10 protein-coding genes and 1 pseudogene are annotated in these 13,783 nt (G+C 66.1%); 4 read left to right on the top strand and 7 right to left on the bottom strand.

Features of this window, described 5'->3' with window-relative positions; genetic code table 11:
* Positions 1–5 precede the first annotated feature (5 nt).
* Genes QP045_RS16990 through QP045_RS16975 form a run of 4 tightly spaced genes read right to left on the bottom strand, consistent with a single transcriptional unit; the run spans position 6 to position 5,714 of the window.
* Entirely contained in the window at positions 6–1,232 is a 1,227-nt protein-coding gene (locus QP045_RS16990; protein WP_422516186.1) for a TolC family protein, read from the bottom strand.
* Entirely contained in the window at positions 1,229–1,528 is a 300-nt protein-coding gene (locus QP045_RS16985) for a DUF3240 domain-containing protein (protein WP_422516185.1), read from the bottom strand. Before QP045_RS16985 ends, QP045_RS16990 begins: the two co-directional genes overlap by 4 nt.
* Complete coding sequence (locus tag QP045_RS16980; protein ID WP_422516184.1) at positions 1,525–4,596, bottom strand: efflux RND transporter permease subunit; 3,072 nt, start codon at positions 4,594–4,596, stop codon at positions 1,525–1,527. The genes QP045_RS16985 and QP045_RS16980 overlap by 4 nt, the downstream gene beginning before the upstream one ends.
* The gene (locus QP045_RS16975; RefSeq protein WP_422516183.1) at positions 4,596–5,714 is read right to left on the bottom strand and encodes an efflux RND transporter periplasmic adaptor subunit; all 1,119 of its coding nucleotides are present in this window, start codon (positions 5,712–5,714) and stop codon (positions 4,596–4,598) included. Before QP045_RS16975 ends, QP045_RS16980 begins: the two co-directional genes overlap by 1 nt.
* A gap of 78 nt (positions 5,715–5,792) precedes the next feature.
* On the opposite strand from QP045_RS16975, the gene QP045_RS16970 reads away from it, so the two are divergent.
* Both QP045_RS16970 and QP045_RS16965 read left to right on the top strand, forming a co-directional pair.
* Positions 5,793–6,446: a response regulator transcription factor gene (locus QP045_RS16970; RefSeq protein WP_422516182.1), complete on the top strand. Its 654-nt coding sequence runs from the start codon at positions 5,793–5,795 to the stop codon at positions 6,444–6,446.
* Positions 6,443–7,750: a sensor histidine kinase gene (locus QP045_RS16965; RefSeq protein ID WP_422516181.1), complete on the top strand. Its 1,308-nt coding sequence runs from the start codon at positions 6,443–6,445 to the stop codon at positions 7,748–7,750. The genes QP045_RS16970 and QP045_RS16965 overlap by 4 nt, the downstream gene beginning before the upstream one ends.
* 43 nt (positions 7,751–7,793) lie before the next feature.
* Here the strand turns inward: QP045_RS16965 and QP045_RS16960 are convergent, their stop codons facing one another.
* The 3 genes from QP045_RS16960 to QP045_RS16950 form a co-directional block, all read right to left on the bottom strand.
* Positions 7,794–9,209, bottom strand: a complete 1,416-nt coding sequence (locus QP045_RS16960; protein ID WP_422516180.1) for a Gfo/Idh/MocA family oxidoreductase — start codon at positions 9,207–9,209, stop codon at positions 7,794–7,796.
* A 475-nt stretch (positions 9,210–9,684) separates the two neighbouring features.
* Positions 9,685–11,013: an alpha/beta hydrolase gene (locus tag QP045_RS16955; protein ID WP_422516179.1), complete on the bottom strand. Its 1,329-nt coding sequence runs from the start codon at positions 11,011–11,013 to the stop codon at positions 9,685–9,687.
* Between the two features lie 612 nt (positions 11,014–11,625).
* Entirely contained in the window at positions 11,626–12,384 is a 759-nt protein-coding gene (locus QP045_RS16950) for an alpha/beta fold hydrolase (RefSeq protein ID WP_422516178.1), read from the bottom strand.
* 183 nt (positions 12,385–12,567) lie between these two features.
* On the opposite strand from QP045_RS16950, the gene QP045_RS16945 reads away from it, so the two are divergent.
* Both QP045_RS16945 and QP045_RS16940 read left to right on the top strand, forming a co-directional pair.
* Positions 12,568–12,735, top strand: coding sequence for a hypothetical protein (locus QP045_RS16945; protein WP_422516177.1), 168 nt, complete (start codon positions 12,568–12,570; stop codon positions 12,733–12,735).
* 726 nt (positions 12,736–13,461) lie between these two features.
* Positions 13,462–13,783: pseudogene (locus QP045_RS16940) on the top strand (glutathione transferase GstA); the annotation flags it as partial.

The following is a 13,783-nucleotide window of genomic DNA, read 5'->3' as shown; positions in this document are numbered from 1 at the left end:
CGGCCCTAATCAATCCACAGCGTGTGCGCGTCGATGCGCAGTTTCAGGATCAGGCGGGCCGCGTTTGCGCGGGCGGTGAGTTCCTGCGCACCGGCCTCATTCGCCTGGCGTTCGGCATAGAGCCGGTCGGCGAGGTCGATGGCGCCGAGCTGCTGGCCGCGCGATGCCAGGGCTGCGCTGCGGTCGGCGCGCTCGACCGCGGCACGTGCGGCGAGCCACGCGGCCTGGCGGGCGCGGAATTCGGCGATGTCGGCCGCGGCGTTGCCGCCGACCTCTCGTTCCACTGCGACCCGCTCCGCCCGCGCCGCGTCCGCCTCTGCCGCCGCCTGATTGGACAAGGCGCGGCGGTAGCCGCCACCTAGCGGCACGGAGGCGAAAAGGCCGGCGCCTTTCTCCTCGCCGCCGCGCTCACTGAACAATCGAACGCCCAGCGATGGGTCGGCGAAGCGATCCTTTTGCGCGCGGCGCGCGAGAATGGACTGCCGCTCCGCCGTGCCCGCCGCAGCCGCGATCTCGTGGCTGCGCGCGACGATCAGCCGCTGAAGCTCCTGCAGGCCTTCCGGGGGAATCGTTGGCGGCGCCAGCGCGGGAGCTTCGACGGGCAGGGGCAGGTCGGGGAAGCGGGCTTCCAGCAGCGCACGCGCCCGGTCACGCTGAGCGGCTGCGTCGGCCACCTGCGCTTGCGCCAGCGCCAGCGCTGCGCTCACCTGTTGCAGGTCGAGTTCGGCCGCGTCCCGTAGCTGAACCCGGCGTTCGGTCGCGGCGACCAGGGCGCGTTGGTTCTCGACCAGCCGGACCGCGTTGCGTTCGAGATCGGCGGCGAGCAGCCAGTCGTACCACAAGGTCGCAAGCGACAGCGCGGCCTGATGCCGGGCATCCTCCATCCGGTTTTGCGCGACATCGACGCCAAGCGCCCCCGCTCGGCGATCGAGCGCAGCCTTGCCCGGCAGGCGAAAGGCGCGGCTGATCGTGGCGTCAAACTCGGCGAAATTTCCCTCCCGATCGACGCGGCGGCGCGAGAGCGTTCCCTGGGCGGTGATTTCGTGCGGGCCACGGCGCAGGGCGTCGGCCTCTGCCTCCGCCGCGCCGATCCGCGCAGTGGCCGCCTCTACGCCGGGTGCATTGTCGAGCACGCGAATAACGAGCTCGGCCGGCGGCAGATCGCTGGATTGTGCCATTGCCGGCGATGCGGGGAGCATTGCGCCCGCCACCAGCAGCCATGCCCGCTTCATGCGATCCGCCCCCCATCAAGCACGGCGACGCTGTGCCAGCGGAATGGAAGGCGGCGGCGCGTGTTGGTGGCCACCTCGAGCGCGTGCGCCACCTGGTCCGCCGCAATCTCCAGCACGATCGCGGAGCGCGCGAGCGCGCCGGCGACCCGCTCCACCGTGCCGGCGTCATCGAAGTCACGGCCCAGCACGGTTTCCGCGCGCTGGTGCACCGGCACATGGAGCGCGTCGCGAAGGCCGGTGGCGATCGCCTCCGCATCCACGAGGCCGCAGGTCACGGTGAGCAATACCCGGCTCATGCGGCCAGCTCCTTCCGGCTTTCGCCAAATCGTTCAAACAGGATCGGGAGAAGGACGAGCGTCAGTAGCGTTGAGGTGACGAGGCCACCGATCACGACGATCGCCAGCGGGCGCTGGATCTCCGAACCCGGGCCGGTTGCGAAGAGCAGCGGGACAAGGCCGAAGCCGGTGATGCTGGCGGTCATCATCACCGGCCGCAGACGGCGTTCCGCGCCGGTCCGTACCGCCTGCGCAATCGGCATGCCTTCTTCGCGCAGCTGGCGGAAATAGGCGACCAGCACGAGCCCGTTGAGCACCGCGATGCCGAGCAGCGCGATGAAGCCGACCGAGGCAGGGACGGACAGATACTCGCCCGTCAGCCACAGAGCGACAATCCCGCCGACCGCCGCAAAGGGGATGTTGGCGAGGATCAGCAGCGAGCCGCGCACCGATTTCAGCGTCACGAACAGGACGAGGAAGATCAGCAGCAGGGCGATCGGGATGACGGTCGCCAGCCGGGCGGAGGCGCGCTGCTGGTTTTCGAACTGCCCGCCCCATTCGAGGCGATAGCCTTGCGGCAGCGGGACTTCCGCAGCAACGCGGGCCCGGGCATCATCGACATAGCCGACGAGGTCGCGGCCCGAGACGAACGCCTGCACCAAAGCATAGCGCGAGCCGCTTTCGTGATCGATGCGGATCGGCCCTTCGGTCTTTTCCACCCGCGCCAGATCGCTGAGCCGGGCAAGCTCGCCGCTGGGGGTCGTCACCTGGAGATCAGCGAAGCGGGTGGCGTCGTCGCGGGTGCCGTCGTTGCTGCGGATCATCACGGGGACGCGCTTCTGCCCCTCGGCGACGATCCCGGCGGGCAGCCCCTCAAGCTGGGCGCGAAGCGTGTCCTGCAACTGGTCGATCGGCATGCCGGCGCGGCCCGCGGCAGTGCGATCGATGTCGAGCTGGAGATAGTCGATATTCTCGTTGGCGACGGTCAGCACCTCGGCCGCGCCGGGGGTGGACTGGAGGACGTGCTGGATGCGCCCGGCGAGCCCCGCCAGCGTCTTGAGGTCCGGGCCGAAGATCTTGACCGCGAGGTCACCGCGGGCGCCGGTCAGCATCTCGGCGACGCGCATCTCGATCGGCTGGGTGAAGCTGGGGTCGAAACCCGGCATCCCTTCCAGCGCGCGCCGCATCTCGGCGACGACGAACTCGCGATCGCCGCGCCATTCCTTCGCCGGCTTCAGCGTCACGAACAGGTCGGTTTCGTTGAGCCCCATCGGATCGAGGCCGATCTCGTCGGTGCCGGTGCGCGAGATGACGCCGGTGACTTCGGGCACCTTGCTGATCAGCTCCCGCTCGACCCGCGAGGTGAGATCCAGCGAGCGGTCGAGACCGACGGTCGGCAGCTTGGTGATCTGGATCACCACCGATCCTTCGTCCATCGTCGGCATGAACGTCTTGCCGACCGCGCCATAGGCAAGGCCCGCAATCACCAGCCCCACGCCCGCCAGGGCATAGACCAGCTTCTTGCGCAGGAAGGCGGCCGCCAGCAGCCGGTGGTAGCGCGGGGCGAGTTGCCGCATGACCCAAGGCTCGCGATGATGGCCGCTCTTGAGGCCGTACGAGGCGAGCACCGGCACCAGCGTGAGCGCGAGCAACAGCGAGCCGGCGAGCGCGAACATGATGGTGAGGGCAACGGGGGCGAAGAGCTTGCCCTCCAGCCCCTGCAGCGAAAGCAGGGGCAGGAAGACGAGCGCGATGATGACGATGCCGGCGGACACTGGCACGACCACCTCTGCGGTTGCCCGATAGACGATGTTGAGGCGCGGCGCGCGATCCTCGCCCGGGCGGTTCAACCGGTCGACGATATTTTCCACCACCACGACCGCGCCGTCGACGAGCAGGCCGATCGCGATGGCAAGGCCGCCCAGGCTCATCAGATTGGCGGACAGCCCCATGCCGCGCATGAACAGGAAGGTGGTGAGCGCCGCCATCGGCAGCGTTGTCGCGACGATCGCCGCCGCGCGCCAGTCGCCCAGGAACAGGATCAGAAGGACGATGACGAGGATCGTCGCCTCGATCAGCGCCTTTTGCACGGTCTGCACCGCGCGACCAACCAGGTCGGAGCGATCGTAGAAGATCGTGATCTTCGTGCCCTTGGGAAAGCTGCGCTCCAGTTCGGCCAGGCGCTCACGCACGCCCTCGACGACCTGGCGAGAATCCGCGCCGCGCAGTGCCATGACGAGGCCCTGCACCGCTTCACCCTTGCTGTGCGCGGTCACGCCGCCGTAGCGGGTCAGCGATCCGGTGCCGACGGTGGCGACATCGCCGATCCGCACCACGCGCCCATCGCGCGCGACGACCGCCATTTGCTCGACATCCTCGACACTCTGGATTGCGCCCACCGCGCGGACGATCAGCGCCTCCTCGCCCGCCGCGATGCGGCCGGCGCCGTCGTTGCGGTTTCCGCGAAGGATCGCATTCCGCAGATCGTCGACGGACAGGCGCGCGGCAGCAAGCGCCGCGCTGTCGGGACGGATCTCATAGGTGCGGACGAAACCGCCGAGCGCGTTCACATCGGCGACGCCGGGGACGGTGCGCAGCGCGGGGCGGATGGTCCAGTCCAGCAACTCGCGCTTCTCGGCGAGCGACAGCGGCCCGTCGATGGTGAACATCAGCACGTCGGACAGCGGCGTGGAGATCGGCGCCATGCCGCCGGTCACGCCTTCGGGCATGTCGGCCATGACGTTCGCCAGCCGCTCGCCCACCTGCTGGCGCGCCCAATAGATGTCGGTGCCGTCGGTGAAGTCGATGGTGATGTCGGCGATGGCGTATTTGGCGGTGGAGCGCAGCGTCGCCTGATTGGGCAGGCCGAGCGTTTCGAGCTCGATCGGGGCGATGACGCGGGTTTCCACCTCCTCCGGCGTCATGCCGGGCGCCTTCAGGATGATCTTGATCTGGGTCTGCGCGATATTGGGATAGGCATCGACCGGCAGCGAGGCATAGGCGAGCGCGCCCAGCACGCCGACGATCAGCGTCAGGCCGATCACCACCAGCCGATAGGACAGCGACCAGGCGACCAGGGATCGCAGCATCAGTTCTGCCCTGCGATCGACTTGAGCTCACTCACCCCGGCGACGGCGATCTGCTCCCCGGCGCGAAGGCCCGCGCGGATGACGATCATGCCATCGGCGCGGTCGCCCGTTTCGACGGTGCGGACCGCGGCACCCTTGGGAGTGCGGACGAACACGCTGGGCTTGCCGTCGACATCGGTGACGGCGGCAGCGGGAACGGCGATCGCGCCGGCGGGGGCGGGAGCGAAAAGGGTTGCGGAGACCGCGCGACCGGAGACCACGCCGGCGCTGGCGGGCACGCGAGCGCGCAAGGTGGCGGAGCGGGTCTGCGGATCGAGCACGGTGCCCACGCTGGTCACTTCGCCGCGGATGCCGTCGCCGGCATTGCCGGGCAAGCGCACGGTCATGCCGGGGCGCACCTGACCCAGCAGTCGTTCGGGCAGTTGGGCGGTCAGTTCGTAGCGGCTCTGCGCGTCGATGACATAGGCGGAGGTCGCCTCGCTCACCGGGCTGCCGGTGGTGATGGTAGCCGACGTGATCTTGCCCGAGATCGGCGCGGTCAGCGTGTAGCTGCCACGATTGGGCGATCCGTTGACGAGGCGGACGATACGGCGCTGCTCGTTCAATTCCGCCTCCACCTCACGCAGCGCGGCGCGGGCCTCGTCGGCACGCGATCCGGCGATGACGCCTTCGCGGGCGAGCTGACCCAGGCGGCGGTCGTTGGCGCGGGCGACGGCGACGCGGGCCGACGCCTGGTCGATCCCAGCGGCGAGCGTGAACATTTCGCGTGCGGCAACCGTGGCGAGCGGCTGGCCGGCGCGCACGCTGTCGCCCTCTACCACCATCGTCCGGGTGACGACGCCGGGGATGACGGCGGCGACCGCGACGCGGGCGTTGGGCGGAGGGGCGAGGGTGGCGGGGACGGTGGCGATCGGCAGTTCGCTGACGCTTTCCACCGGCGCGAAGGTCACGCCGATGCGCGCGAAATCGGCCGCTGAGAGGGCGAGCGGGGACGTGCTCGCAGCGGCCGATGCCGCCGCATTCCCCTGCTCGGGGGCCGCACTCTCAGGCTTGTCCCCACAGGCGGAAAGCGCGCCGAACAGCGCAAGCAGCAACGGCCATCGCCCGGTCCGGATCATGTCAGTGCGCCCCCGTATGTCTGTTCACATGGGCGCAACTAGCTTCGCAACCTGACAGGATGCTGTCAGAACGCAGCCATGCGAATCCTGCTGGTGGAAGACGAAGCGGCTCTGGCCCAGCGTGTGGTGGCCAATCTTGGCCGGCATGGCATGACCTGCGAATGGCTCGGCACGGGCGAGGATGCGCTTGGCTTTGCCGCAGACGGGTTCAACGTGATTGTCATCGACGTCGGTTTGCCCGGGATGTCGGGCATCGAACTGGTGCGTGCCCTGCGAGCGAAGCGGATCGCGACCCCGATCCTGATCCTGACCGCACGGAGCGGGTGGGAGGAGAAGGTGGAAGGGCTGAATGCAGGTGCCGACGATTTCATCGTGAAGCCCGTGCGGACCGAAGAGCTGGTCGCCCGCCTTCACGCGCTCGCGCGGCGCTCCGTCGGGCTCAGCGCAACCCGGGTCGTCTCGGGTCCGATCGCGATCGACACCGCGTCCGGCGAGGCCTGGCTCGAGGACGCGCGGCTGCCATTGACCGCGCGAGAGTTCCACCTGTTGCAGCTGCTGCTCTACAGCGGGGGCCGGACGCTCACGCGGCAAAGCATCCTCGACAGCCTCTACACGCTCAACGAAGATCGCGACGAGAATGCGATCGAGGTGCTGGTCGGCCGGCTGCGCCGGAAAATCGGGCGGGATCGTGTCGTCACGGTGCGGGGCATCGGCTATCGGATCAGCGCATGAGCCCGCGGGTGCACAACAGCCTTCGATTCCGGCTGATCTTTGGATCGGCCCTTGGCGTGATCCTCGCGGTCCTGCTCGCAGGGCTGTTCATTGGCTATCTCTATCGCAGCCACACTACGGACCGCTTCCAGGTTGAGCTCGACCACCATTTGGACGAACTGACTGCCCTGGTCGAATTCGATCCGCAGAATCGGCCCTTGGTTCGCCAGCCGCTGTCCGATCCGCAATTCAACGTCGGCGGTTCGGGCCTTTACTGGCAGGTAACAGGGCCACGCGGCATCGCCTCCTCACCCTCGCTGCACGACGGGCTTCGCCTGATCCCCGCAAAGGACGACGCCTGGCACTATGTCCGGGCGGGCGATGAGGAAGTTCTCCAGCGGAGCGCCCATGTCGTGCGGGAAGGGCAGCCGCTGATCATCACGATCGCATCCGCGCAGCATCTGCTGGAACAACAGGTGGAACGGTTCCGGCTCGACCTGACCTTGTCGATGACGGTGGTCGGCCTCCTCCTGCTTGGCGGTGCCGCGTTGCTCGTCCGGTTCGGCCTTGCGCCGGTACGACGGCTGGGCGAGGAGGTGGAACGGCTTCGCAATGGCGAGATCGAGCGGCTCGACCCGCATGTTCCGGAGGAGTTCGCGCCGATCGTGACGCGGTTCAATGCCTTGCTGGTAGGCCAGGCGCAGTTGATCGCCCGGGCACGAACCGAATCCGGCAACCTCGCGCACAATCTTCGCACCCCGCTCGCGCTGATTGCGGACGAGGCGGAGCAGCTGGCACTGGCGGGCGAGACCGAGAGCGCCGAATTCCTGCTCGACCGATGCCGCGCGATGAAGCACCAGATCGACTATCACCTGGCCCGCGCCGCGGCGGCGGGAACGCGCGGAGCGGGGACGCTGACGGAAGTCGAGCCGCTGCTCGCCCGCATTCTGGCCGCGATGCAGCGCCTGCATGCCGACCGGGCGATCCGGGTGGTCACGAATATCCCGCCGGGCCTTCGCCTGCCGTGCGACAGCGGCGATCTTGCCGAGATCCTGTCCAACCTGATCGACAATGCGTTCAAATGGGCACGGACCACCGTGACGATCACCGGCTCTACCGACCATATCGAGGTCGCCGACGACGGTCCCGGCATCCCTCCCGACCAGCGCGCCCTGGTGACAGCCGTGGGCACGCGGCTCGACCCGGCGACGCCCGGCGCGGGACTTGGCCTCGCCGCGACTGCCGATCTGCTTCGCTTCTACGACGCAGACCTGGTTCTGGACGAAGCTTCAACGGGCGGCCTGCGCGCTACGCTGAAGTTCTGATCCATAGGGCCGGTGGGGCTGTCGGGACGACCCCGGTTCGTACTTACAACCGGTAATATTGCTCCCATTCCGGCCGCGGGGTGTCGCCGAACAGCAAGGCATCGGCGACCTTGTGGTTGGTAATCCGACGGCTGCCCGGGTCGAAGCTCAACTTTGCATTCGTCCGCTGCGCGATAACGCCCAGCGCCATCGTCTGACACAAAGGTCCCGCGACAAGGAAGTTGGAATGGGCATGCTCCTGCCCCATCACGGCGCGCAGGAAATTGCCGGCATGGCTGGTGTCATAAGCCGGCACCTTGGGCAGCTTTCCGCGCAGGTCGCGGCCCGCAGCGCCCAGGATCTCGAGCTCGGAGGCGTGCGACCCGCCCTTGAAGGTCAGGCCTTCGCCGTAGATCACCTTGCCTGGCGCCAGACGCTTGGTCTCGATGCTGCCGGACGTGGGCGGCGGGATGTTCGGATCGACCACGGAACTGCCGAAGTCGGCGGGCAGGGGCGGCAAATTCTGCTGTCCCTCATACCAGCTGAGCTCCACCGGCGGCATCGCGCCGCGTGCGGGAAAGCGGAACGCCAGGGTCGACGCTTGCGGAAAGTAGAAGCGGCTTGCTCCCTCGATCTTCACGCTCTCGACCTCGGTAGGCAAACCCAGGCGCAGGAACTCGTGCGCATTGTCGAAGATGTGGGCGCCCCAGTCGCCCAGGGCGCCGTTGCCATAGTCGAACCAGGAGCGCCACTCGCCGACCATATAGCCGAAGTTGTACGGATGCGGCTTGCTCGTTGCCTGCCACACGTCGAAGTCGAGGTCCGCAGGCACCGGTTGCGTGGGCAGGAAGCCGGTCACCGACTTCCCATGCCAGCGGCGCGGGCTGTTCATGAAGGTGGTGATCCGCTTGACGTTCTTGATGATCCCCGCGTCCGTCCAAGCCTTGAACTGGAAATAACCGGGACCGGAATGGCCCTGGTTCGCCATCTGCGTCACCACTTTGTACTTGGTGGCAGCGTCCATCATGAGCTGGATCTGGCGGACGCTGTGGCCCATCGGTTTTTCGCAATAGATGTGCTTTCCCATCGCCATGGACTGCATGGCCACGGGGAAGTGCGAGAAATCCGGGGTAGCGATGCTGACCGCCTGGAAACTGTTGCCGACCTTGTCGAACATCTCGCGGAAGTCGCGAAAGCGCGGGACGTCGGGGAACATCCGGATGACCTCGGCGGTGCGAGCGTTGCCCATCTCTGTGTCACAAAGCGCGACGACGTTCGCGAGGCCGCTGTTGTGGAGATCCTTGACCACGTCTGCGCCGCGACCGCCGATGCCGACGCACGCGATGTTGACCTTTTGGCCGCGCGATTGCGCGCGAGCGATCGATGGGGCGAACAACGCGCCTGCTCCGGTGATGCCGGCGCCGCGCAATAGCCCGCGGCGGCTGGTCGGAAGTCCCTTGGCCGGCATGTCGTTCCCCATCCGTAGTTCCTCTCGATTTGACGGCTTCATGCCGAGTTATTGCCGGTCCCTGTCAGGTCCGGCCGTACTTCTGGATTTGGGCGGATGGTCGCACGGCCCACAGAGCGGGGGCGACTAGGAGCGAACTCATATCAGACTACTCCCTCCCCAAGACGGCTTAGATCATCTGTCCCATCGCCTTGCTCCACTCGCCTTAAGGAAGGAGTGAATGCCGCGGCGACATCTTCGGATCACGTTTCCGTAACGCTAGTCATGACATCGACCCCCCGATGGGTCAACATTGGCCTGACAACAATACCCGTATGCAGCAGATCAGTTGTCGCGGCGGCAGCTTGCCAGCACGGCGCTTTGGCGAGCCGTCTGCGCTTTACCTAGGCGCGACGAGCGCGCTTTGCAGCTTCGGCCTCTGCAAATCTGGGTGGAGGACCCGTAGACGTGGCCCGTGCACTCCTACTGGTCTGACATCGTCGAGAAGCTATCGGATAACTCCGGTGGCACTATGTGTGTGGCATTTGTTCTCGAAGGAGGTGCTCCCCTCATAGCGCCGCGCTGCATCGAGTTGAGCGAGCCTATTGCGAAGCCAGTCCCCGACCAGCGAGACGATCCGAGGCGAGCCGAGGTTCGGACCGAGCCCCGCACTCTCTTCGAAGCTTCCGCTCGTAGCCCCTTCCTGGAACCAGTGGCTCAATCCATCGAGCACCACCACCTGGCCGCACGGATTGCCGGCAAGCGCCGAGCGCGCTGCGGGCGCCTCCCGCGACGCGACAACCTGGGGATCAAGCGTGCCGAACACCGCCAGTACCGGCACCCGCAACGCGCGCAGATCGGAGGCGGAGCGCAGGCGCGGTGCCCGGGCGACCTCTTCGGTATCGATCAGCGCCAATCCGACCTCGCTTTCGGTGCGCGTGAAACCCGAAGCCTGTAAGCGGGTGACCAGCGTCGCGCGCAGAGGCGCCATTGACGCGGCATCGAGGTTGTCGACGCGACCCTTGATGAAGGCAATTGCGGCATCCACCACAGGGTCAATCGATGCCGCCGGACGGCGCGCTGCGACCATCTGATCGCGCAGCGCCTGGCGCAGATATGGGAGTCCGTCGCCTACCGACCCCGAGAGCGTAACTACCGTCGCGATGGAAGGATCGGCGGCGGCCACGGCGGGCGCGATCACGCCGCCCTGGCTGTGTCCCACCAGCGCAACACGGCGCCCGTCGATCTCCGGTCGGCGGCGCATCGCGGCAACCGCCGCGGCCGCATCGGCAGTCAGCCGCTCGATATCCTCGCGATACTCGCCGGTCGACTGGCCGATGCCGCGCTTGTCATATTCCAGTGCGGCGATGCCGTCCGCAGCAAGTCGCTTCACAATCTTCGAAAAACCACCGCGACCGTTGCGCCCGTGTCCCTGGATCAACACCGCGATCGGCACCGGCCCGAGGCGCCCGGCCGGTAGGTGCAGCGTTCCTGCCAATGTCACGCCGGGTTCGGATGGGATCGTCACGTCCGTGGCAATCGATACAGGACGGAAGCTGGCAAAGGCCTTGGCCACGGCGTCTCGATCCGGTGTCCCGCGCTGAAACGCGACTGGGCCAAGCGTCACACTGGCTGAGACGAGCCCGAGCGGGACCGTCAGCGATTGGCTATCCGCAGCTAAAGCGGAGGGTGCGATGCCGCTGATTCTGATCTGCTGCCAGCCGGGAGTGAGCGTCACCTCCGCCTCGGCGAAGCGCGCGTAATCCGGTGCGCCGCCCTGCAGGCCGACGGTCACCGCCATCGGGCGTTCCGCCCGCGCCCAGAACACCGCGTCCACCGTTCCCCAGCGGCGAGCGCTCCTGGCACAGGCAGTGTGGCGCCGCTGGACCAGGGCTGGTCGGTCACGCCACGGGGATCAACCCGCACCGTGCCTTCCCCGGGCACGCCGGCATCACGCATTCTGGTGTAGGCGGTGCCATATACCTGCCATTCGGACGCGGACAGTAGCTGCACTTCCTGCGACCGCGCCGGCGCTGGTACGGAGATCGCGAATGCCGCCATCGGAAGTGCCCAGCCGAGTAGACCCGTCGATCCTGACCACGTGCGTGTCATCGGCCTTCTCCCTGTTCGGCTGCGATCAGCCTGCGCATCTAGGGCGATGGGCGGCGCGACCGAGACATGTCCGGAGGACAACAAATGTAGAGTAGAGGGTCAAGTCTTTCGCGTCAGGAAGCGAACATACGAAACCACCGAACGGCTTCCAGCGCGCGCTTCGCTTGCGCCTCACGAAGAGCTTTGCACGGAGCAGTACCCGGCTCTGTCGCGAGGTTGCGGTCGGCAGTGCAGAACACGCGGTGCCGGCAGAATGGGCGGTAGTCGCCATGCACGTAACATGTGAATTGGCGACATGCGCATTCGCGGGATGCCGTGCCTCACGCGGAGAAAAATATCACTTGGTGACGGAAGCGGCCTCGATGATTTTCACTACGGCGTCGGGGTGGGAGAGCATTACCGCGTGGCTGCTGTCTTCCTCGACGATCTTCGCCTTGGCACGCAGCGCCATCTCCCGCTGCAGCGCTGGAGGCACCATTCGGTCCTGCGTTGCCAGAAGGTAGTAGACCGGCTTCGACTTCCAGGCGGGCTTGGTCACGGTACCACCGATCGCGCCGACCCCCCAGGGCACTTGTGAATTCGCCATGTAGCGAGCGAGCGCCGGATCGACGTCGGCTGCAAAGGACGTGGGCATCTTGGCTTTGTCGAGCAACAGAAAGCCATCGTCCGGCGCAAGCACGGGTGCTGTCGGCGTACCAGCGGGTTGGGGTTTGGAAGCGAGGGTCTTTGTCGACTCTCCCGCGTCGGGTGCATACGCGGCGATATAGACGAGGCTGCGGACCCGCGCGTCGTTGCCAGCTGCCGTGATCACTGCCCCACCATAGGAGTGGCCGACAAGTACCACAGGATGCTTTGCTTGAGCGATCACGCGCCGGGTGGCGGCAGCGTCTCCGTCGAGAGTGATTGTCGGGTTCTGGACAATGAGAACCTCGTATCCGTCTTTCTCCAGCCGGTCATGAACCATTTGCCAGCCGGATCCGTCGACGAAGGCGCCATGGACGAGGACAACGGAAACCGGCTTGTCGCCAGGCTGCGCAACTGCAGACGTGCCGGCAAGAACTGCCGCGGCGGCGAGTAGGACTTCGGCGCGGGACATGAAATATTCTCCTGAAAGGTCGACTTCGACTCCCCGAAAGGCTCACGCACCTTCATCCATGACGCAGTACATCTCCACAACGGGAGATCGGGAGATAGGCTTGTGCAGCAATGCGGACAGGACTTGCCTGTGCCGTACCGAGAGGTTGCTGGTTCATTCCAAGCCGGAGCTAACCGTCTAAGCATGGAGCAGGAAGATGACGTCGAGCAAGCAAAGGACATAGAGCAAGCAGATGGCCAGCCTAACCTCAGTAACCGGGGTGAGGAGACTCCCCATCAACAGCATGGACACGAAGAATGCCACACCTATCGTGATGCCTGTATAAGGGTTTATCAAACAGGAAAGAAATAGAAGCGCCGTCACGAGGCAGGCAGCGCATGCGCATATTGCGAAGGACAGGGTGGATCTATGGATCAAGTAGACTTCCCTACGATCAGGGCGCTGATCAGGCTATCGCGCCCCCGCTAGATTGCCGATCGGCTGTCATTTCGGGCATGAAAAGCTGCAGAATAGACGTGTCGGCAACGCCGGTATCGCGGCAGCGGGATCCTTATTGCTACACGCGCAACGGGCTACAAGAAGAGATTACGAGAAGTGCTTGTGCATCAGAGCGTCCAGCAACCGGGCGTGCAGTCGACAGCAACCTGCAGAGCCCACAAGCGGCGAGGCTGCGTTTTCAAGTGGCGATTGCTGCACAGGCCAATTTCGGAAATTCGCGTTGTCGGGGATGGTGGGGCCGTGTTGAAGGACGGCAATCGGCCGAAGCGAGGAGCGCGTTCATGACTTCACCAGTGGAAGAACTGGCGATCAAAGAGACGCATGATCCTGGCTTGTCCAGTAACACGAGCGTAGAACGAACGGAGTTCGCACGGTCCGCGGCTTCGATGTCCGGAGTTTATTTCCCGCAGGACGCAGGGGCCGCCCTCTTGAGTAGCTACGTCCCCCCGCGGCATGCGAGATCCGTTATCGCAGCCCGTAAAGCTGCATTCGCTACAATCCTCCCCGCGCGAAGCTAGGCGGCGGGACATGGACGGTGTAGTCGGGCGGTGGGCGCCTGCCGATTGGCAACGAGAGCCAATGCGCCTCTATCATGCTCCGGGCGCAGCGTCACAGGCCGCCCATATCGCGCTGATGGAAAGCGGCATCCTCTTCGAGTTGGTAAAGCTCCAATCGGCAGAACCGGATTCCGAAATTGGGAGCCGATTTCATCGCCTGACGCCGTTCGGCGAAGCGCCCCTGCTCGAGCTGGCAAATGGGTCCACCCTCCGTGAAGCTCCTGCCATCATGGGTTTCGTTGCGGATCTCGCACCGGAGCTTGAACTCGCGCCGAAGTGTGGAACCCTGGCTCGGAGCCGGTTGGCAGAATGGCTGCACTTCTTATCCGGGGAGGTGTTTTTCC

The organism is Sphingomonas sp. 3-13AW, from assembly GCF_049311085.1.
Lineage (GTDB): Bacteria > Pseudomonadota > Alphaproteobacteria > Sphingomonadales > Sphingomonadaceae > Sphingomonas.
Note: the sequence above shows the minus strand (reverse complement) of the source record. Positions and strands in the feature narration are given on the sequence as shown.